This is a genomic window from Nocardioides sp. NPDC023903, assembly GCF_040639295.1.
In the GTDB taxonomy this organism is placed as follows: Bacteria; Actinomycetota; Actinomycetes; order Propionibacteriales; family Nocardioidaceae; genus Nocardioides.
Window position 1 is genome coordinate 111,555 of the sequence record NZ_JBEZZS010000014.1, and the last position, 18,474, is coordinate 130,028.

An 18,474-nucleotide genomic window follows, 5' to 3' on the forward strand; every position below is an offset into this window, starting at 1 on the left:
GCAGAAAGTGAAATCGTGACTCAGACTCCTCCGGAAGGCTCCGGGCAGACCGCTGCCGGCGGCCGGATCGAGACCGTCGAACTCCAGGCCTCGATGCAGTCGAGCTACATCGACTACGCGATGGCCGTCATCGTGGGTCGGGCGCTGCCCGACGTACGTGACGGGCTCAAGCCCGTCCACAGGCGCGTCCTCTACGCGATGTACGACGGCGGCTACCGTCCCGACCGCGGGTACTCCAAGTGCGCCCGTGTCGTCGGTGAGGTGATGGGTAACTACCACCCCCACGGCGACTCGGCGATCTACGACACCCTGGTCCGGCTGGCGCAGCCGTGGGTGATGCGAAACCCTCTGATCCACGGCCAGGGCAACTTCGGCTCGCCCGGCAACGACCCGGCCGCGGCCATGCGTTACACCGAGTGCCGGATGGCGCCGCTGGCGCTGGAGATGGTCCGCGACATCACCGAGGACACCGTCGACTTCAACCCCAACTACGACGGTCGCTCCCAGGAGCCGGCCATCCTGCCGGCGCGGTTCCCCAACCTGCTGGTCAACGGCTCGGCCGGCATCGCGGTCGGGATGGCGACCAACATCCCGCCGCACAACCTGCGTGAGGTCGCCTCCGGCGCCAAGTGGGCGCTCGAGCACCCCGACGCGACGCGTGAGGAGCTCCAGGACGCGCTGCTCGAGCGGATCAAGGGCCCCGACTTCCCCAACGGCGCTCTGATCGCCGGCCGCGAGGGCATCGAGCAGGCCTACCGCACCGGCCGCGGCTCGATCACCCAGCGCGCGGTGATCGAGGTCGACGAGGACGCCAAGGGCCGCACCAACCTGGTGATCACCGAGCTCCCCTACATGGTGAACCCGGACAACCTCGCCCAGAAGATCGCCGACCTCGCCGACACCGGCAAGGTGCAGGGCATCGCGGACGTCAAGGACAACACCTCCTCCCGCACCGGGCAGCAGCTCGTGGTCGTGCTCAAGCGCGACGCGGTCGCCCGCGTCGTACTCAACAACCTGCTCAAGCACACCGAGCTCCAGACCAACTTCTCCGCCAACATGCTCGCGCTGGTCGACGGGGTGCCGCGCACCCTGACCCTCGACCAGTTCATCTCGCACTGGGTCGAGCACCAGATCGACGTCATCCGGAGGCGTACGGCATTCCGGCTGCGCAAGGCCGAGGAGGACGCCCACATCTGGCGCGGCCTGGTCAAGGCGCTCGACCAGCTCGACGCTGTGATCGCGCTGATCCGCTCCTCCCCCGAGGTCGACGACGCCCGCCAGGGCCTGATCCGTCTGCTCGAGATCGACGAGGTCCAGGCCAACGCGATCCTCGACATGCAGCTGCGTCGCCTCGCGGCGCTGGAGCGGCAGAAGATCGTCGACCGTCTGGCCGAGCTCGAGGTCATCATCGCCGACCTCGAGGACATCCTCGCCAACGTCGCCCGCCAGCGTCAGATCGTCGGCGACGAGCTCGACGAGATCGTCGCGAAGTACGGCGACGACCGCCGCACCCAGATCATCGCGGCCGACGGCGACCTCTCCATGGAGGACCTCATCCCCGATGAGGAGCTGGTCGTCTCGATCACCCGCGGTGGCTACGCCAAGCGCACCCTCGCGGGTGAGTACCGCACCCAGAAGCGCGGTGGAAAGGGCGTACGCGGCGCCACCCTGCGCGGCGACGACGTGGTCGAGCACTTCATCTCGACCACCAACCACCACTGGCTGCTCTTCTTCACCACCGCCGGCCGGGTCTACCGGATCAAGGCCTACAACCTGCCCGAGGCGGCGCGTGACGCCAAGGGCGGTCACGTGGCCGGGCTGCTCTCGTTCCAGCCGGACGAGTCGATCGCCCAGGTGCTCGCGATCCGCGACTATGAGCAGGCGCCCTACCTCGTGCTGGCCACCCGCTCCGGTCTGATCAAGAAGACGCGGCTCGGGGACTACAACTCGCCTCGTCAGGCCGGCGTCATCGCGATCAACTTCCGCGAGGACGACGACGAGCTGATCGGCGCCGAGCTGGTCAACTCCGAGGACGACATTCTGCTGGTCTCCCGCAAGGGCCAGGCGATCCGGTTCCGTGCCGACGACAACCAGCTGCGGCCGATGGGCCGGGCGACCTCGGGTGTCACCGGCATGAAGTTCCGGGAGAGCGACTCGCTGCTGTCGATGTCGGTCATCCGGGCCGAGCACGTCGCCGCCGAGATCGCGGCCGGGCTCTCCGAGGCCAACGAGGACACCGCGGACGTCGCGGCTCCCGTCTCCGGTGCCGAGTCGCCGGACGAGGTCAAGGAGCAGTTCGTCTTCACCATCACCGACGGTGGTTTCGCGAAGCGTACGAAGATCTCCGACTACCGGCTGCAGTCCCGCGGCGGTCTGGGCATCAAGACGATGGCCCTCGCCAACGCTGACCGCGGCGGTCTGGTCGGTGCGTTCATCGTGGTCGACGGCGACGAGATCCTCTCGATCACCGCGACCGGTCAGGTCGTACGCAGCCCGATCAACGCCGACTTCAGGGCAACCGGTCGCTCCACCCAGGGCGTCAAGTTCGTGTCGCCCAAGAAGGGTGACTCGGTCGCTGTCGTGGCACGTTCCGTCGAGGCCCGCGAGGTCGACGATGACGTCGTCACCGGGACAGAGGTTGCGGATGATGTAACAATCGGGGAAGACGGCGAGCACGGAGCGCCGTCCGAGACCACGACGGAAGATGAATCCTGATGACGGACCGCACCGCCGACCGCACGACTGGGGGAGTCGCGATGACCGAGCGGAACGAGACCGCACAGCCGGTGACCCAGCGGATCACGGACACGGTCGCCAACGCGGCTAGGCGTACGACTTCGGCCGTGGCCTCGACCGCCCGTACCTCCGGCCCGGCCGGCGCGGAGCGGGACGCGGTCAGCGGCTCCGCTCGCCGGGCCCGCCTGAGCCTGAGCCGTATCGACCCGTGGTCGGTCATGAAGATGGCCTTCCTGCTCTCGATCGCGCTCAGCGTCGTGGTGATCGTCGCTGTCTTCGTGATCTGGTCGGTGCTCGGCGCCGCCGGTGTGTGGGACTCGATCAACCAGGCGGTCCAGGACGTCGTCGGTGACTCCAGCGCCGGCTGGAACGTGCAGGACTACCTCGGCCTCCCCCGCATCATGGGCTTCACCATGGTCGTCTCGGTCGTCAACATCGTCCTGATGACCGCCGTCGCTACCCTCGCCGCGTTCCTCTACAACATGGCTGCCGCGCTCCTGGGCGGCGTGGAAGTAGAGCTCACCGAGAACTGAGCCCAACTCGAACCCGCAACCTGGGGAGGGTTGTCCGAACACCGTTCGGATGGCCCTCCCCAGGTTCATTCGTTCACGGGGCAGCTTTGGCTACAGCTCTGCGGTGTCCCGCGCCAGCCGTTCCTGGTGAGGATCCGTCCTACGCGGGCCGCTGTCTGACACGGGGTGTCGAACACCTGGTGAAACCGCAGGCGCGCGGTCACCGCCCCGAGCTCCGCAAGATCGTCCAACGAACGGTCGGCATCACGGGCCTGGTCGCGCCAGGTGTCGTGGCCGAGCGCACCGTCGAGCTCGACCACCAGGGCATACCTCTCGTACTCGATGTCACGGAACTGGTTGCCCGAAGCACCGATGCGGGGCGACTGGCGCCGTCCCGCAGGGAGACCGTGCGCCCGCTCGACCTTGGTGAGGTAACCGTGCTCGAGCACCGAGTGCGTGCCGGTCGCGAGGTCGTCGACCAGCCCTTGGATCAGTTTCCGGCGGCGTAAGGAGTGCGCGCGGTTCAGGGCTTCCTGGAGCGTGGCCGCGGTGACGTAGGACCGGCTCGCCACCTCGGCGACCCGTGCGATCGCATCGATCTCGGACCTGGCTTCGTTTGCCATCGCCAGGGCGTTGTCCTCGACCTTCAGGCGTGGAGGTGTGCCTCCGTACGCCTTGCGTTCGAGGTCGCGCATGCGGTGGACGACGATGCCGGGCTGGGGCATCACCTTGCGGGAATGGTCGATGGCGACGTGGATCGATCGCCCGTCGTCGCGCCCGCGCGGAGCTTCGAGGCTGTCGCGGCACAGCAGGGCCGGAGCGGCGTAGAGTACCGCGGCCCACGCCCGCTGCTCCCAGGTGAGTGGCCCGGTGTGGTTGATATAGACGCGCGGGTGCACCCGGCGGAGCTCGTTGCGACGTACGGACCTCTCGATATCGATCCTGCTCAGGCCGCCGGCGATGAGCTGGGCATAGGTCGCGACGCCGTCCTGCATCCGTTGCTGAGCATCCAGCATCCGCGCCGCATCCTCGCGCGCGAAGATCGCCTGCAGGTCCTCCGAGTCGGACATGTTGGCACCCTAACCCTGGGGAGGTCTGTCCGAGCCAGGTTCGGACAGACCTCCCCAGGGTCGATGGGGTCTCATCGTTTTGGTGCCCCGGGCAGCAGCCGGGTAATGTTTCCTCTCGCCTGCTGGTAGGGGCTTCCACCCTCCAGTTGGCGCCTGCGCTTATAGCTCAGACGGTTAGAGCACCACACTGATAATGTGGGGGTCGGAGGTTCAAGTCCTCCTAAGCGCACAGCAGTTTCACCAGGTCAGAGGCTCCTTCGGGGGCCTCTTCCTCGTTTTCAGGGCTGTCGTTCGCGGTTCTCCTGGAGTTGCACATTCGCCATGCCAGACTGATCGGCATGCCTGTGCTCATGGAGGACGCCCAAACGCTCTGGGAGTTCCACCAGTTGCACCACGAGCCGCGCGAAACCGACGTCGCGATCGGCCTGGGCAGTCATGACATCGGCGTGGCCGAGCACGCCGCGGCTCTCTACCGCCAAGGGCGGTTTCCGCTGATCGTCTTCACCGGTGCGAACGCCCCTACCACCGTGAACGACTTCCCTCGAGGTGAAGCCGTCGAGTTCGCAGAACGGGCCGAGGAGCTAGGGGTTCCCGCCTCCGCCCTCCGGATCGAACCTCGAGCAACAAACACGGGCGAGAACCTCGCGTTCACGCGGGCCCTGCTCGAGCACGAGGGCATCACGCCGCGTACCGCAACCCTCATCAGTCGCCCCTACCAACAGCGTCGTGCGTACGCCACGGCCCGCAAGATCTGGCCCGAGCTCGAGGTGATCTGCTCCGCATGCGCGCAGGAGCTGCCTGACTACATCGCCAGTATCGGGAGCACCCGTCGCGTGCTCGACATGCTCGTCGGAGACACCCAACGGCTGTGGGTCTACGCCGACCGTGGTTTCGCCGCTCCGCAACAGATCGACGACGACACATATGCGGCGTACGAACGACTCGTGGCTGCGGGGTACACGAGCCGACTGCTTGAATCGAACGCACGTTCGATACGATGAGGTGTGTCGGCCAACCCTCCTAAGAACGACGCCTGGCCCGAGCCCAGGCACTGGCTACACGTCTGGGTGCATCGGCAACGCCGGAACTATCCGCCACCCATGCCCGGCCTGGTTCTCAAGTGGGAGAAACACAAGGGCCGATGGCGAGCCTGGGTGATCTGGGTCGACACCACGTACGCAGCGCCAGAGATCCGGCACGCCTGGCTGCCCCTCAACGAGATTCGGCCAGCGAAGAGCAGCATAAATGTTTGGAACGACCGCCATCGGTGAACTACCTGGCGGCCCGGGCTAGACCCGCCGAGGTCGTTACATCCGCCCGAGGCTCGATAACTAGACCGCGGTCCCGAGTCGGTGCCCGAGACCACGGCACCAACGGCACGCTTCGTGGTGTCACGCTCCACGTGGGAGAAGTCACCCAGATGGCCCCGTTGGTGCCGAACACGGTAACCAGGCATGTGCCACAGATGCACGCGACGGCGTCCACTCTGCGATATCCGGACGATCCCGGCTCCAGGATGACGAGGGGGAGGCTTCTTGGTTTAGAGCCGGCTGGATGCGTCGTGGTCGTGGGTGGGGATCACGCGCATCAGGTGACGAGCCAGGTGCAGGCGGTGGAGGGTGGCGAAGGCGGCGTCTCGGTTCTCGTCGACGAGGTCGCCGGGGAAGGCCGGCTTCTGCCTGATCAGATCGACCTGGTCGTAGTGCCAGGCGGCGTCGCCGGCGATCAGGACCCAGCCGGACGGGGTTCGGGCGAGGACGCCGATGCTGCCGGGCGTATGGCCGGCGAGCTCGACCAGCAGAACGGAGCTGTCGCCGAACATGTCGTGGGAGGCGGTGAAGGTCGCGACGGCCGGGCCGTCGAGGTCGTACGTCACCACCGGTCGGCCATCGGTGAGAGCCGGGCGCACGCCTCCGACAGGAGGCTGCCCAGGGCCGAGGATCCAGTCGCGCTCGGTGGTCCGCAGGTGCACCGGCAGGCCGGGGAGATCCAGGAGGCCGCAGACGTGGTCCCAGTGGGCGTGGGTCGGGAGGGCGAAGTCGGGCTGGACCAGCGCCGTCTGCAGCGAGTCGACGGTGGCGATGGTGTCGGCCGGCGGGGTGACCAGGCGCCGCAGCATCGCCGGGAGCTCGCTCAGGGCTCGGTCGGGTGCGTCGCGGCAGTAGGACGGATCGACGACGAAGGTCGCCTCGGGATGGCTGATGACGAAGCAGGTCATCGCGTTGCGTACGCGCCGGCGGAGGCCAGCGCCCTCGATGAGGCCACCGGCGGGCAGCGAGCGCGGGACCTGAGGCATCGTCGTCACCGTCACCGTTCGTTCGCCCTCGGGAAGGCCGGCGTCGGTGATCGAGGAGAGAAGTCGTTGGTCAGGGCGGCGCGGGTGCAGCATGCCCCGCCCGAATCCGGTCAGGGCGCCGATCAGCTCTCGAGCTGTCGGACTGGCAGGTGAAGCTGTGGGGTCGCTCGTCACACAAAGAACCTAGCGACGATGAGTCGGTACGCCATCCGAACGCAGTAGGAATCGCATGCGAATATCACCATCATGACCAAGATCGACCTTCCGTTCGACCTCGACTCCATCCCGGGACGTACGCGTCGGTGGGTCATGGGCGGGATGAAGCGCACCGAGAGGTGGGGACAGCGCCTGGGTGGGCGCGTCGGGCCGCTCATCCCGAACACGCTGGCCACTGGTGGCACCGACGACTGGACGCCTCAGGGGCTGGGCTACGGCCCGGACACCAACATGCTGGCCCAGAGCTACTACTCCCACGACAAGGGTTCGGCGCTGGTGCTGGTCGACCTCAAGAGCGGCAAGTCCGCCGCCGAGGTGTTGCTCGTGGGCTACAACGGCAAGGCCGGTCCCGGTCACGCCGGCGGTGTCGCGATCGACGGTGACGACGTCTGGGTCTCCAAGGGTGCCGGCGGCGGCACCGGCCGCCTCTACCGCTACTCGCTCGCGGTCATCCGGAATGCGGCGAAGGGTGCCGAGGTAGAGCCGATCGAGGCGCCGGCGAAGGTGGCTGCCGGCTCCTACTGCCGGATCCGTGGGAACCGTCTCTATGTGGGCGGCTTCGGGAACCAGACCCTGTTCGCCTATGAGAAGGGCGCGAACGGTGAGTGGGACTTCTCCGAGCCCGTCCTCTCGACCACCACCCCGCCCAAGGTCCAGGGCGTCGTCGTACGCCGCGACGAGTACGTCTTCTCCTCCTCGTTCGGCCGGCACCGTCCGAGCACGATCTTCATCTGCGAGCGGAAGCCCGACGGCCGCGTCGGTGCGGTGCGCCGCAAGTTCAGGTTCCCCAACATGGCCGAGGCGATCGTCGAGGTCTCTGGCGAGCTCATCACCACCTACGAGTCCGGCGCCTCCCCCTACAGCCGGCCCTCGGCGCGCGGGTTCGGCATCCTGACCGGCCGGATGTGGGCGAGCACCCACATGACGTGCACCCCCATCGCCTCCCTGGGCCTGGCGCCCGATCCCGAGGCCGGTTGATTTCGTACGCTTCATGGCGGGCCGGTACGCTTTCCGGGTCTAACGGGCAGCGATGCTCACCACGACTCGCAGGAGAAGACAGTGAAGAAGATCGTCCTCGTACTGCTGGCCGCGGCTGGCATCCTCCTCGCCAAGAAGAAGCTCGACCAGTCCAACCCCGAGAAGGGTCACTGGGCCGCGGCGACCGACAAGGTGAGCTGACCGACGGACACCCGTCCGGGGCATTGGCGCAATTGGTAGCGCACCTGCTTTGCAAGCAGGGGGTTAGGGGTTCGAGTCCCCTATGCTCCACCACGCGATCTGGGGTGACCGACATGGTCACCCCAGAACTTTTTATCCGTACGTCCAGTGAGAGGGCCGCTCGAAGCCCTCGGGAAGAGCGGTGCGGGCGTCGCCGCGGGCGCTATTGACCTGCATCTGTGTCAGATAGATCGCGTCGCTGAGGTCTGCGCCGCTCAGGTCGGCGTCGCGCAGGTCGACGCCGAGGACATCGCAGGACCGCATCGTCGCGCCCGAGAGGTCTGCGGCGATCGCGACGCTCCCGCGGAGGGTCGCGCCGGACAGGTCTGCGCCGGCCAGCTTCGCGCCGAGCAGGTCGCTCCCCGGCCCCGGCACCCGAGCGCCGCGACGACGCCGGCCGGGCTCGCCTCCTGACCGGGCGATCTCGCTGGCCTCGACCAAGAGTCCCCGCGCGGAGTCGTACGCCGCGTCGACATCGAGGTCGGCCAGCTCCTGTGCCGGCCTGTCGCTGAGCTCGCGTACATGCTCGAACGCGTCGACCCACGGGGACGGGTCGCGGTGAGCCTGGACGAGGGCGATGGCCTCGTCGAGGTACCAGAGCAACTCGTGCAGGCGACGCACGCGCGGGAACACGGCGAACATCTCGTCGCGCACCTGGGGGTCCTCGCGCCAGGAGCGGCCGGAGAAGGTGTGCTGGGAGACCTTCTGCCCCGCCCCGAAGCAGTCGAACACGGTGCAGCCCTTGAAGCCCTGGTCGCGCAGCTGCGGGTGGATGCGGCAGGCGTCGTGCTCGTCGAGGTTGTCGCAGGGTTCCCCCGCGGGCTTGTCGCGGGGGAAGTCGGAGGACTTCACGAACGCCAGGGCCACGCAGCACAGGCCGAAGCAGCTGGAGCAGTCTGCGCCGAGATCCGAGCGCCGGCCGAGCTGGACGTACGTGCGGTTCTCCACCCGGTCAGCCTAGCGGCGGGGCCACCTTGTCGAGCGCGGCGGCGTACGCCGGTCGCAGCTCGTCGGTGCGGTCCTTGACGTGCTGGACGACGCGGGCGGAGGCCTCCTCGGTCATGGGCGACGGGCCCTTCTCGAGGAGGTCGGCGAGCTCGTCCAGGCAGACGTGCCAGCCGACGGCGGTGTCCGTGTTGCCGGTGGGGCTGCCGAGCCAGGTCGTGAAGGTGAGGCGGGTGCCGTCGTCGGTGGGCTCGAGATCGAAGCGGAGCAGGTCGGTCAGCTCCTCACGACCGTCCATCCCCCAGGTGAACTCGAAGGTGCGGGGTGGGTCCCACACCCGCAGCTCCCCTTCCGAGACGTAGTCGCCAGGGTCGACCCCCATCTCCTCGATCGCCTCGGTGGTGCTCGCCAGCTCCAGGCCCTCGGGCCAGAACGGCAGGCTCAGCCGCGCCCCGACGGCACGCTCACCGACGATGTCGGTCGGGAACCAGTGCCGCAGGCCGTCCGGCTCGGTCAGTGCCCGCCACACCTTCTCGGGCGAGTGGCGAAGCAGGCGTACGTAGCGCAGGCCCGTGCGCTCGCCTTCGCGGAGCACCTCGCCCATCGGTCCGGTCGTCGTGGTCATCTCAGTTCTCCTTGTGGTCAGGGTCGTCGAGCTGGTCCAGGTGGCGCTCGAGCGCATCCAGGCGATCCGCCCACATCCGGCGGTACGGCGCCAGCCACTCCTCCAGCTCCCGGAGCCGCTCGGGACGCAGCCGGTAGTGACGGCGCGGTCCGTCGATGCGTACGTGAACCAGGTCCGCCTCACCCAGCGTCCGCAGGTGCTTGGACACGTTCGGCTGGGCGAGTCCGAGGGTCTCCACCAGCTCACCCACCCCCATCTCGCGCTGACAGAGCAGGTCGAGGATCTGCCGACGGGTCGGGTCGGCGATCGCGCTGAAGAGGTCTCGGGTGGGCACCCCTCAAATATGCCTTGCGAGGAATATGCCTGTCAAGGCATGTTAAATCAGCAGATCGTTGACCACGAGGCCGATCGTCGCAACGGCGGACAGGACCGCGAGCACCCAGAGAATGGTCGACCCGTGTCCGGACAGTAGGGCGCGATGGGGCGGCTGGGCGGGGAGATCGGGAGGTGAGATCCGGCGTTCCTGCTCTTCGCCCATCCAGTCGATGTCGTCCCGCTCATCTCCGTCGGGAGCGCCGCCCGGGTAAGCGGAGCCGGGCGTCACGGCCGGCCGCGAAGTAGGGCGGAGCCAAGGCTCCTCGAGGCCCTGAGCAGCCGAGGGTGCCCTCCGTTCCGTCAGGGCAAGCAGCTGCTCGGTATCGGCGGCGAGCACCGCGTCCAGGTGAACGCGTGCCGGATGTTCCTCGGGAAGGTCCTTGAGGAGCTGGATGTATCGCTCGATCCGGCTGAGCAGACGGGCTCGGCGACTGCCGTTCTTGAATATCCAGGCGAGGCACGCGAGTGCCACCGCGAAGAGTCCCGAGATGACCGCTGCGCCCATGGGTCGGAGCGTAGTGGCCGGGAGTGCATCCCGCTATCCGACTACGATCGCTATCAGCGCGACCGCGGGCAGGACGGCGGCGCCGATGGTGCCTCTGACGCTGCCGCCGTGTGGGAGCCAGTATCCGAGCGCGTCGGCGATCCCCATGAACAACGAGGCGAGCAGCATGTAGATGCAGGTGACGACCACGACGGTGACGCCGGTGGACTCGTCGCCGAAGTTCACCATCCAGAGACCGGCGAGCGTGCCGACGCCGGCGAGGGCGTTGCGGGCGCCGATGCAGAACGACCACAGGTGGACGTTGCGGATGCCGTGCGGCTCGATCCCGAGGAACCGCTGGACCTCGGGGCGGTGGATGAAGAAGGCCTCGACGGGAAATACGGCGATGAGGATCAGGGCGGCGATACCGGCACTGAGCTGCGCGACTGCGTTCATGGGGACCTGCTCGGGACGGGCCTCGACGCGCGAGGCTGCGGAGATCGTGGAAGCAACACGCGTCCGGCGGAGCCCCGTGAACAGACGTCTGTCTGGACACCGGAGAGCGGTATGATAGTCAGTCTTACTGACTATATTGACCAGAGCGCCACACAGTGTCAAGGGGTTCGATGGACGTCGCAACGCTCATGCTCATCGCCTACCGGGCGATGGATGAACGGGTCATCGCCGCGGTACGGGACGCCGGCTACGACATCACCGTCGCGCAGGCCCGGCTCGCCCAACGGATCGCCGAGGACGGCTCGCGCCTGGTCGACCTGGCCGAGCAGGCCCAGGTCACCAAGCAGACCGCGAGCGTGCTGGTCGCCGCGCTGGAGAGCAAGGGGCTCGTCGAGCGGGTCCCGGACCCGGTCGACGGCCGGGCGCGCCTGATCAGGTTTACGGCGGCGGGGCAGGATGCCGCCGACCGTGCTCGCGAGGTGGTGATGGGCGTCGAACAGGAATGGAACGACCACCTCGGGCCCCGCCTGGCGTCAGCCCTGCGCGAGGCGCTCACCTCGCTGCGCGAGCTCGTCGATCCGTACCAGTGACGCTCAGTCGATGGTGGCCAGCAGGAGGACGAGCCCCAGCACGTAGAGGGCTACCGCGAGTACGCCGCCGGCGACCACCACCAGGACGGCGAGCTTCCCGCGAGCCAGGCGGACAATCCCCCAGATACCGAAGACCAGCCAGCAGATCCACGGGGTGAAGACCATCACCGCGACGCCGATGTTGATCATCGTGTCGTTGCAGGTCTCGGAGCACCCGTCGCTGGCCATGATGGAGAACAGGCCGAAGAAGCTCCCCATGGCGCATCCACCGACACCGAGCAAGATCAGGACGACGGTCAGCACCTGGTCGGCCGTCGAGCCGCCGAATCCCGCCGTTGTCCTCGGAGGTGGTCCCGGCGGATTCGTCGCTGTCATGCGGTCAGAATAGAGGTCCGGATGGGCTGCGTACGGCTCTCAAAACCCGCGCCAGACGGGCAAATTGCGGTAACTGGCAGACCGCAGGGAAGATACATTCCCTAAACAGGTTCACGGCGATTGCGCAAGGGGCCTAATACCTATCGTCTCGATATTTGGACCTATCACTCGTTTGAATTCCGTACGGCGGAACAAAGTGGTCTCGAACTTAGGAAACCCTTTGGTGCGGGCGCCAGAAAACGCTTCTGACGAACCCCTCCACCGCAAAGTCCGAGAGGTCAATGTTGTGGGCGCAGAGTCCGTAGTCACCCGGGTCGAGATGACCCCAGCAGAGTCGCAGGCCGCAGCCGAGCTGGCGGAGTCCTTGCTCGCCCGGTTCGGGAGCCCGGTCTCCTCGGAGTTCCTCGAGACCGCGCCGTTCCTCGGCGGCGAGCTGCCCGACAGCGTCGCCAAGGCGATCCGCGCGTTCCGCTACGGCGATGCGACCGACGCCCTGGTGGTCAGCGGACTCCCGGTGACCGCCGGCCCGACCCCGCCGCACTGGAACCACCCCGACGCCCAGGCGCCGCACATGGCCGACTTCTGGCTCGCCCTGATCATGGCCCAGCTCGGCGACGCGGTCTCCTGGTCCTCGCTGCAGGGTGGCCAGCTGGTCAACAACATCCTGCCGATCCAGAAGCAGGAGAGCCTGCAGACCGGTCACAGCAGCGACGTCGTGCTCGACCTGCACATCGAAGACGCTTTCAGCAACCTTCGCTGTGACCACCTCGGACTGATCTCGCTGCGCAACGAGGACATGATCCCGACCACCGCGGTCGGCATCAGCTCGATCGACGTGACCGGCCCTGAGTACGCTCCGCTGTTCGAGCCGCGCTACGTGATCCACCCGGACGACGAGCACCTGCGCAACCTCCGCGAGGCCGGCGTCAACGAGGGCGAGCTGCTCGCCGCGCCGACCGCAGTGCTCTCCGGCTCCCCCCAGGCTCCCGACGTCCGGCTCGACCCGCCCTACATGGCGGCTCTGCCGGGTGACGTCGAGGCCGACCGGGCGCTCCAGCTGCTCATCATGGAGCTCTCCGCGAACGTCGAGGACGTCGCGCTGGCCCCGGGCGAGATCCTCATCGTCGACAACCACCGTGCGCTGCACGGCCGCAAGCCCTTCACGGCTCGCTACGACGGCACCGACCGTTGGCTCCGCCGCCTCACGACCGTCAAGGACCTGCGCCGCAGTCGGGTCGCTCGGTCCGAGGCATCCTCGCGGATCATCGACCCGGTGCTCGAGCCGTTCCCCGCATCCCTTGAGCTCACAGGCGCTGGTCGCTGACGCTCGGGATACCGGAGGCCGCAGGCGCGTTCCGCCTGCGGCCTCCTTCTATTTCGTGGCACCTACCGTGACGGGGATCGGGAATACTCGTTGGGGTGAACGTGAGGCGATGGGGCATGGCCGTGCTGGCCGTTGGGCTGGCGCTCGCGCTGGCCGGCTGTGGGGACGACAGCGAGCCGAAGAAGCCGGAAGCGGCGGCGTCGGAGGACACCTACCCCGTGTACGCCGCGACCATGGACCCCGTCGAGGCAGCCATGACGCTCGTGCCGGACGGCGCGAAGACGCTGGCGGTGACCGACTACGACGAGGTGAAGTCGCTCTTCGGGTTCGATGACATCACCAGCCGGTCGAGCCCCGCGGACCAGAGCGACCTATGGAACCGGGCCGACAAGGAGGCCGCCCAGGTCAGCGGAGGTCTGCTGCGTGGGGTCGACCAGCGCCTGCGCGACACCTACAAGTGGGGTGCTGCCGATGTCGTCTGGGAGGCCAGGTTCACCGGCGGCGGCAAGGAAGGGTTCGTCATCAAGGTCGCCGACCGGGTCAAGCCCGGCCAGGCGATCAAGGCAGGCGTCGGCCCCCTGAAAGGCGCGAAGTTCGACCCGGAGACCCACCTGATCACCAAGAACACCGCGACCCCGGACGCCGAGAACTGGGCCGCGCAGGAGGTGATGGTCGCCGTCGCCGGAGGCCCCGCCACCTCGACGTACGTCGTCAAGGGCTGCGCCGAGGGCGGACCGAAGGAGAAGACCCGGCTGGCGCCGGTCGAGGCCTACTCGGTCGAGTTCGGCGGCGGGCTGGCCACCCTGCGTCTCGGCGAGGACCGTGACGACCTGTTCGTCCGGCTGAAGCTGGCTGATCAGGTCCCTGCGTACAAGAAGGTCTTCACCAACGGTGTCGCCGATCCGGCCACGGGGCGGATCGGGTTCCGGGTGACGAGCCCGGTGACCGCGGCCACGCTGGTCACCAGCGAACCCGTCCCGTTCGCAGTCTGTGACTGAAGGGCCGTACTCTGGGAGTGCTATGGCCGCCCAGACCAGTCCCCCGCGAAGCTTCTTCTCCCCCAGGTTGTGGGGTGCGCACGCGCTGGTGGTGATCTTCGTGACCGGCGCGGTGCTGCTCGGGGTGTGGCAGTACCAGTCGAGCCAGCAGGACAAGCAGGACCAGGTCGCCGAGCTGGTGCATGCGAAGCCGAAGGCGTTCACCGACCTGATCGGGCCCAACGACGCCTTCCCGTGGGAGCAGATCGGCCGCCCCGTGACCGTCTCCGGGATCTGGATGCCCGAGGAGACCATCTTCATCGACGGGATGGAGCGAGGCTCTCAGGTCGGCTTCTGGGCCGTCACACCGGTGCTCGTCGAGGACACCGAGTCGGCCGTCTACGTCGTACGCGGCTGGACCCCTGAGGTCGGCACCGCACCGCCCGCGCCGCGCGGCCACGTCACCGTCACCGGCTGGCTGCAGCCCAGCGACTGGACCGACGTCGCCGACGACCGCAAGTCCGACAACGTCTTCCCGCAGCTGGACGTCTCCGACCTGATCTCGCGCACCAGCTACGACCTCTACAGCGCCTACATGGTGCGCTCGCCGGCCGAGGACAACTGGCCGGCCAGCTCGATGCCGGTCAACGACGGCTCCATGGACGTCGCCGACGTACCCGCTCCGCAGCTGCCCGAGCCGGAGGCCACGACCGGCCTGCGCAACCTCCTCTACGCGATCGAGTGGTGGCTGTTCGGAATCTTCGGGATCTACGTCTGGTGGCGCTACGTGCGCGACACCCTGCGGCCCCGACCCGAAGAGAGCGACGAAGAAGACCCTGAGAAAACCACTCAGGATCTGCGCGTACGCTCAGACGCGTGAACAAGCTGTTCAGCACCTACAAGGTGCTTGCGTACGTCGTGGGTGTGCTGCTGCTCGTCGGCACGATCTCCTCGCTGTTCAAGTATCTGCTCCCCGAGGGCACTGCCCTGCAGTCCCTCGGCGAGGCGATGACGCCGCTGTGGGTCGCGCACGGCTGGATCTTCATCATCTACGTGATCGTCGCCTTCCTGCTGACCCAGAAGGCCCGCTGGACGATCCCCGAGTTCCTGCTGATGATGATCGCTGGCCTGATCCCCGGGCTGATCTTCTGGGTCGAGCGCCGCGTCGCCGACCGGATCGCTCCGAAGCTCGCTGACGCGGCCTCCTGACCTCAGGTCCACGACCGACACTGTGGGAGGATCGAGGAGTTACATCCCGTACCAATCCCAATGTCGGAAGGGCAGGTCATGGCTGACCAGAAGGCCATCCTCCACACCAATCACGGTGACATCACGATCACCTTGTTCCCCAACCATGCTCCGGAGACGGTCGCCAACTTCGTCGGCCTCGCCACGGGGACCAAGGAGTACACGGACGACGCCGGCCGCTCCGGTGTTCCCTACTACGACGGTCTCGGCTTCCACCGTGTCATCCCCGGGTTCATGATCCAGGGCGGTTGCCCCCTGGGCACCGGTACGGGCGGCCCGGGCTACACCTTCAAGGACGAGCCGCACCCCGAGCTCACCTTCGACAAGCCCTACCTGCTCGCGATGGCCAACGCCGGCCCCGGCACCAACGGGTCGCAGTTCTTCATCACCACCGGCCAGGCGCCGTGGCTGAACTTCAAGCACACCATCTTCGGTGAGGTCGCCGACGAGGAGTCGAAGAAGGCCGTCGACTCGATCTCCGGCACCAAGACGGGTGCGATGGACCGCCCGGTCGAGCCGGTCGTCATCGAGACGGTCGAGATCGTCTAGTTGTCCGACTCGACCCCGGTCGGGGTGCCGGTCTGCTACCGCCACCCCGACCGTGAGACGCACATCCGCTGTCAGCGCTGTAGCCGGCCCATCTGCCCTGACTGCATGACGCCCGCCTCGGTCGGCTTCCAGTGCCCCGAGTGCATGCGTGAGGGCCACAAGTCCGTACGCCAGCCCAAGCGCTTCACCGGCGCGCGGGTCGGGTTCCGGGCACTCCCGGTGACCTTCTCGCTCATCGGCGTCAACGTCCTGGTCTGGCTGAGCATCATCCTGACCGGTGGGTCCGGATCACGGATCGCCGACTTCATCGCGATCCGTCTGCAGGGCTACTGCCTCACGCCGGACGGCGGCTTCGCGGTGCCCAACGACGTCTGTCGGGCGAGTGGCTACACCTGGATGCCAGGCGTCGACGACGGCGCGGTCTGGCAGGTGCTGACCTCGACGTTCACCCACGTCTCGCTCATCCACCTGGCCGTGAACATGTTCTCGCTCTACATGCTCGGCTCGTTCCTCGAGCCGATCGTGGGCCGGCTGCGGTTCCTGGTCTTCTACCTGATCTCCGGCCTGGCGGGCTCCGCCCTGGTGGTCTGGGCGGCGGCACCGGCCGGGTCGACCGTCGGTGCCTCGGGCGCGATCTTCGGGCTCCTGGGCGTCCTGGTGGTGCTCTTCGTCAGGGCCGGGCAGTCGCTCGCCCCGCTGCTGCCGGTGCTCCTGATCAACGCGGGCATCACCTTCTTCGGCAGCGGCATCTCCTGGCAGGGGCACGTCGGTGGCTTCGTCGGCGGTCTCGTCGTCGCATGGATCTACACCTCGCTCCGGGCCGACCGAAAGGTGCCGTTGCAGTGGGCTGCCCTGGGCGGCTTCACGTTGGCGTTGCTTGCTGTGATCGGCGTACGAATCCTGTTGTTCTGACGCCTTCGGGGCAGGTGTTTTCGGGGCGTTTTCACCGCGTGCAGAAATCCACAGGTGTGGATGGCCCTGTGGAGAACTACATCCGTGTAACGCAAAGCGGCGCAAACCAAAGGTTTGCGCCGCTTTCGCCGTCTAACGAGAGGGTCACTCCCACTTCGTGGCGAAGGTGAAACCCACCGCCATGAAGCCGATGCCGACCAGAAGGTTCTTCTGACCCAGGTCGTTGAAGACCCAGATCTTGTCCAGGTGGTCGTTGGCGAAGACGTAGAAGACGCAGATCCAGATCAGGCCGATCACGAAGCAGCCGAGCATGCCGACGACGACGCCTCGGCCGCGGCCCAGCGGGGTCTTCGGGTGGGCGGCGACGGCCAGGCCCAGGAAGAGCAGGACGAAGCCGATCAGGTAGTTCCACCCCTCGAGCTTCTGCACCGGCTTCGGCCCGGTGAAGTCGCCGCCGACCTCGTTGGGGCGGACCCCGACGTAGTAGTAGGCGATCCAGCCGATGCCGAGGGCGATCAGCAGCAGGGCGACCCCGAAGCGCGGAGTGAAGATCGGCTCCTTGGGAAGGTCGAGATCACTCTTCTTCGAGAGCTTGAGCTTGGCCACGGGTGATGCTCCTCAGACAAATGTGATTGCTGCGCATACCCTAATGGTCGTGAGCTCCGGAACCCAGGCTAACCCCACCTCTAAACCAAAGCGCTGGTCCCGCGTGACCTCCTGGAGGCTTGGTACGCCCATCGTGGTGCTGCTCTGTGGCGGCCTGCTCGCGGTGAGTTTCGTGAACGCCGACGGCACCGACCTGCGTCCGGGCCGCTACGAGGACCTGGCGACGCTCGTTGACGGGGAGCGGATCCGCTACAACCGCCTCGAGGCCCAGCTGACCGACCTGCAGAGCGACGTGGACCAGCTCACCAGCGGCGTCACCGACAAGGACGTCAAGAAGCTCCAGAACCAGTCCGCGCGGCTCGCAGACCCGGCCGGCACCTCGGACCACAGCGGCGCCGGCATGCAGATCGTCCTCGGCGATGCGCCCTCGGAGGTCCAGGAGAGCTACACCGGCGACGATCCGAACTCGCTCGTCGTGCACCAGCAGGACATCCAGGCCGTCGTCAACGCGCTGTGGGCCGGTGGCGCCGAGGCGATCACCATCGCCGGCAAGCGGATCATCACCACCACCGGCATCAAGTGCTCCGGCAGCACGGTGCAGCTCGACGGTGTCCCGTACCCCCAGCCGTACGTCATCGAGGCGGTCGGCGACCCCGACCGGCTGCAGGCCGCGATCGACCGCGACAACCATGTGCAGAACTACCGGGCCGACGCCCGCGACCCCAACGTCCAGATCGGCTGGTTCCTCCAGCCGCTGACCTACCTCACCGCTCCGGCCTACGACGGCCTGCTCGACGTGAAATACGCGAAACCCCTGCCTCAGGAGAACTGAGAGGCCGCTCCGCTGGTCGAGCCGCCGGAGCCGCTAGGCGGAGGCGTGTCGAGACCAACACGGTCCCTCCGCGCTCGATGGTGCTGCCCAGCTGAACGCCGATTGGTAGATGACCGCGAACCGTCCAC

At 67.4% G+C, this 18,474-nt stretch carries 22 protein-coding genes and 2 tRNA genes; 15 read left to right on the forward strand and 9 right to left on the reverse strand.

Annotation, left to right across the window (positions count from 1 at the left end):
• Window positions 1-15: 15 nt before the first annotated feature.
• Together gyrA and AB0F44_RS16515 are read left to right on the forward strand one after the other, a co-directional pair.
• Window positions 16-2,715 carry a DNA gyrase subunit A gene (gyrA, locus tag AB0F44_RS16510; protein WP_357357154.1) on the forward strand — a complete coding sequence of 900 codons (2,700 nt, stop codon included), beginning with the start codon at window positions 16-18 and terminating at the stop codon, window positions 2,713-2,715.
• Entirely contained in the window at window positions 2,715-3,269 is a 555-nt protein-coding gene (locus tag AB0F44_RS16515; protein ID WP_350665332.1) for a DUF3566 domain-containing protein, read from the forward strand. Before gyrA ends, AB0F44_RS16515 begins: the two co-directional genes overlap by 1 nt.
• 65 nt (window positions 3,270-3,334) lie before the next feature.
• Here AB0F44_RS16515 and AB0F44_RS16520 read toward each other — a convergent pair whose 3' ends face one another.
• Window positions 3,335-4,318 carry a type IV toxin-antitoxin system AbiEi family antitoxin domain-containing protein gene (locus AB0F44_RS16520; RefSeq protein ID WP_357357156.1) on the reverse strand — a complete coding sequence of 328 codons (984 nt, stop codon included), beginning with the start codon at window positions 4,316-4,318 and terminating at the stop codon, window positions 3,335-3,337.
• Between the two features lie 155 nt (window positions 4,319-4,473).
• On the opposite strand from AB0F44_RS16520, the gene AB0F44_RS16525 reads away from it, so the two are divergent.
• Window positions 4,474-4,547, forward strand: a tRNA-Ile gene (locus AB0F44_RS16525).
• Between the two features lie 109 nt (window positions 4,548-4,656).
• Complete coding sequence (locus AB0F44_RS16530; protein ID WP_357357158.1) at window positions 4,657-5,319, forward strand: YdcF family protein; 663 nt, start codon at window positions 4,657-4,659, stop codon at window positions 5,317-5,319.
• A gap of 539 nt (window positions 5,320-5,858) precedes the next feature.
• Here the strand turns inward: AB0F44_RS16530 and AB0F44_RS16535 are convergent.
• Window positions 5,859-6,788 (reverse strand): MBL fold metallo-hydrolase, encoded by a 930-nt coding sequence (locus tag AB0F44_RS16535; RefSeq protein ID WP_357357160.1) that lies wholly within the window; start codon window positions 6,786-6,788, stop codon window positions 5,859-5,861.
• A gap of 72 nt (window positions 6,789-6,860) precedes the next feature.
• On the opposite strand from AB0F44_RS16535, the gene AB0F44_RS16540 reads away from it, so the two are divergent.
• The 3 genes from AB0F44_RS16540 (at window position 6,861) to AB0F44_RS16550 (ending at window position 8,102) form a co-directional block, all read left to right on the forward strand.
• Window positions 6,861-7,808 carry a hypothetical protein gene (locus AB0F44_RS16540; protein ID WP_357357162.1) on the forward strand — a complete coding sequence of 316 codons (948 nt, stop codon included), beginning with the start codon at window positions 6,861-6,863 and terminating at the stop codon, window positions 7,806-7,808.
• A gap of 81 nt (window positions 7,809-7,889) precedes the next feature.
• Window positions 7,890-8,009: a DLW-39 family protein gene (locus AB0F44_RS16545; RefSeq protein WP_350665286.1), complete on the forward strand. Its 120-nt coding sequence runs from the start codon at window positions 7,890-7,892 to the stop codon at window positions 8,007-8,009.
• Between the two features lie 17 nt (window positions 8,010-8,026).
• Window positions 8,027-8,102: transfer RNA gene (locus AB0F44_RS16550), tRNA-Ala, on the forward strand.
• Window positions 8,103-8,141: 39 nt separating this feature from the next.
• On the opposite strand, the gene AB0F44_RS16555 is transcribed toward AB0F44_RS16550, so the two are convergent.
• The 5 genes from AB0F44_RS16555 to AB0F44_RS16575 are packed head-to-tail and all read right to left on the reverse strand — an operon-like array spanning window position 8,142 to window position 10,933.
• Complete coding sequence (locus AB0F44_RS16555; RefSeq protein ID WP_357357164.1) at window positions 8,142-8,996, reverse strand: pentapeptide repeat-containing protein; 855 nt, start codon at window positions 8,994-8,996, stop codon at window positions 8,142-8,144.
• A 4-nt stretch (window positions 8,997-9,000) separates the two neighbouring features.
• Window positions 9,001-9,618, reverse strand: coding sequence for an SRPBCC domain-containing protein (locus AB0F44_RS16560; protein ID WP_357357166.1), 618 nt, complete (start codon window positions 9,616-9,618; stop codon window positions 9,001-9,003).
• A 1-nt stretch (window position 9,619) separates the two neighbouring features.
• The gene (locus AB0F44_RS16565; RefSeq protein WP_357357168.1) at window positions 9,620-9,952 is read right to left on the reverse strand and encodes a metalloregulator ArsR/SmtB family transcription factor; all 333 of its coding nucleotides are present in this window, start codon (window positions 9,950-9,952) and stop codon (window positions 9,620-9,622) included.
• Between the two features lie 42 nt (window positions 9,953-9,994).
• A complete protein-coding gene (locus tag AB0F44_RS16570; RefSeq protein ID WP_357357170.1) occupies window positions 9,995-10,498 on the reverse strand; it encodes a hypothetical protein in 504 nt (167 codons plus the stop codon).
• Window positions 10,499-10,531: 33 nt separating this feature from the next.
• On the reverse strand, window positions 10,532-10,933 hold the full coding sequence (locus AB0F44_RS16575) for a DUF1304 family protein (RefSeq protein WP_357357171.1): 402 nt from the start codon (window positions 10,931-10,933) through the stop codon (window positions 10,532-10,534).
• Window positions 10,934-11,103: 170 nt separating this feature from the next.
• On the opposite strand from AB0F44_RS16575, the gene AB0F44_RS16580 reads away from it, so the two are divergent.
• On the forward strand, window positions 11,104-11,523 hold the full coding sequence (locus AB0F44_RS16580) for a MarR family transcriptional regulator (protein WP_357357173.1): 420 nt from the start codon (window positions 11,104-11,106) through the stop codon (window positions 11,521-11,523).
• 3 nt (window positions 11,524-11,526) lie between these two features.
• Here AB0F44_RS16580 and AB0F44_RS16585 read toward each other — a convergent pair whose 3' ends face one another.
• Window positions 11,527-11,898, reverse strand: coding sequence for a hypothetical protein (locus tag AB0F44_RS16585; RefSeq protein ID WP_357357175.1), 372 nt, complete (start codon window positions 11,896-11,898; stop codon window positions 11,527-11,529).
• A gap of 319 nt (window positions 11,899-12,217) precedes the next feature.
• Here AB0F44_RS16585 and AB0F44_RS16590 point away from each other — a divergent pair, with 319 nt between their 5' ends.
• From AB0F44_RS16590 to AB0F44_RS16615, 6 genes are all read left to right on the forward strand, one after another.
• A complete protein-coding gene (locus AB0F44_RS16590) occupies window positions 12,218-13,222 on the forward strand; it encodes a TauD/TfdA family dioxygenase (protein ID WP_357357177.1) in 1,005 nt (334 codons plus the stop codon).
• A gap of 95 nt (window positions 13,223-13,317) precedes the next feature.
• Window positions 13,318-14,220, forward strand: coding sequence for a hypothetical protein (locus AB0F44_RS16595; protein ID WP_357357179.1), 903 nt, complete (start codon window positions 13,318-13,320; stop codon window positions 14,218-14,220).
• 22 nt (window positions 14,221-14,242) lie between these two features.
• Window positions 14,243-15,079 (forward strand): SURF1 family protein, encoded by an 837-nt coding sequence (locus AB0F44_RS16600; RefSeq protein ID WP_357357181.1) that lies wholly within the window; start codon window positions 14,243-14,245, stop codon window positions 15,077-15,079.
• Entirely contained in the window at window positions 15,076-15,408 is a 333-nt protein-coding gene (locus tag AB0F44_RS16605; RefSeq protein WP_357357183.1) for a DUF3817 domain-containing protein, read from the forward strand. The genes AB0F44_RS16600 and AB0F44_RS16605 overlap by 4 nt, the downstream gene beginning before the upstream one ends.
• 78 nt (window positions 15,409-15,486) lie before the next feature.
• Window positions 15,487-15,996, forward strand: a complete 510-nt coding sequence (locus AB0F44_RS16610; RefSeq protein WP_355018843.1) for a peptidylprolyl isomerase — start codon at window positions 15,487-15,489, stop codon at window positions 15,994-15,996.
• Window positions 15,997-16,101: 105 nt separating this feature from the next.
• The gene (locus AB0F44_RS16615; RefSeq protein ID WP_357357185.1) at window positions 16,102-16,908 is read left to right on the forward strand and encodes a rhomboid family intramembrane serine protease; all 807 of its coding nucleotides are present in this window, start codon (window positions 16,102-16,104) and stop codon (window positions 16,906-16,908) included.
• A gap of 144 nt (window positions 16,909-17,052) precedes the next feature.
• On the opposite strand, the gene AB0F44_RS16620 is transcribed toward AB0F44_RS16615, so the two are convergent.
• Window positions 17,053-17,514: a cell division protein CrgA gene (locus tag AB0F44_RS16620; RefSeq protein WP_141802023.1), complete on the reverse strand. Its 462-nt coding sequence runs from the start codon at window positions 17,512-17,514 to the stop codon at window positions 17,053-17,055.
• Window positions 17,515-17,617: 103 nt separating this feature from the next.
• On the opposite strand from AB0F44_RS16620, the gene AB0F44_RS16625 reads away from it, so the two are divergent.
• Window positions 17,618-18,346: a DUF881 domain-containing protein gene (locus tag AB0F44_RS16625; RefSeq protein ID WP_357357187.1), complete on the forward strand. Its 729-nt coding sequence runs from the start codon at window positions 17,618-17,620 to the stop codon at window positions 18,344-18,346.
• Window positions 18,347-18,474 lie beyond the last annotated feature (128 nt).

Coding starts and splice junctions, on each gene's coding strand:
- AB0F44_RS16515 (WP_350665332.1), top strand. CDS start 2,715: ATGACGGACCGCACCGCCGACCGCACGACTGGGGGAGTCGCGATGACC.
- AB0F44_RS16520 (WP_357357156.1), bottom strand. CDS start 4,318: ATGTCCGACTCGGAGGACCTGCAGGCGATCTTCGCGCGCGAGGATGCG.
- AB0F44_RS16530 (WP_357357158.1), top strand. CDS start 4,657: ATGCCTGTGCTCATGGAGGACGCCCAAACGCTCTGGGAGTTCCACCAG.
- AB0F44_RS16540 (WP_357357162.1), top strand. CDS start 6,861: ATGACCAAGATCGACCTTCCGTTCGACCTCGACTCCATCCCGGGACGT.
- AB0F44_RS16560 (WP_357357166.1), bottom strand. CDS start 9,618: ATGACCACGACGACCGGACCGATGGGCGAGGTGCTCCGCGAAGGCGAG.
- AB0F44_RS16570 (WP_357357170.1), bottom strand. CDS start 10,498: ATGGGCGCAGCGGTCATCTCGGGACTCTTCGCGGTGGCACTCGCGTGC.
- AB0F44_RS16575 (WP_357357171.1), bottom strand. CDS start 10,933: ATGAACGCAGTCGCGCAGCTCAGTGCCGGTATCGCCGCCCTGATCCTC.
- AB0F44_RS16580 (WP_357357173.1), top strand. CDS start 11,104: ATGGACGTCGCAACGCTCATGCTCATCGCCTACCGGGCGATGGATGAA.
- AB0F44_RS16585 (WP_357357175.1), bottom strand. CDS start 11,898: ATGACAGCGACGAATCCGCCGGGACCACCTCCGAGGACAACGGCGGGA.
- AB0F44_RS16590 (WP_357357177.1), top strand. CDS start 12,218: ATGACCCCAGCAGAGTCGCAGGCCGCAGCCGAGCTGGCGGAGTCCTTG.
- AB0F44_RS16600 (WP_357357181.1), top strand. CDS start 14,243: ATGGCCGCCCAGACCAGTCCCCCGCGAAGCTTCTTCTCCCCCAGGTTG.
- AB0F44_RS16610 (WP_355018843.1), top strand. CDS start 15,487: ATGGCTGACCAGAAGGCCATCCTCCACACCAATCACGGTGACATCACG.
- AB0F44_RS16615 (WP_357357185.1), top strand. CDS start 16,102: ATGACGCCCGCCTCGGTCGGCTTCCAGTGCCCCGAGTGCATGCGTGAG.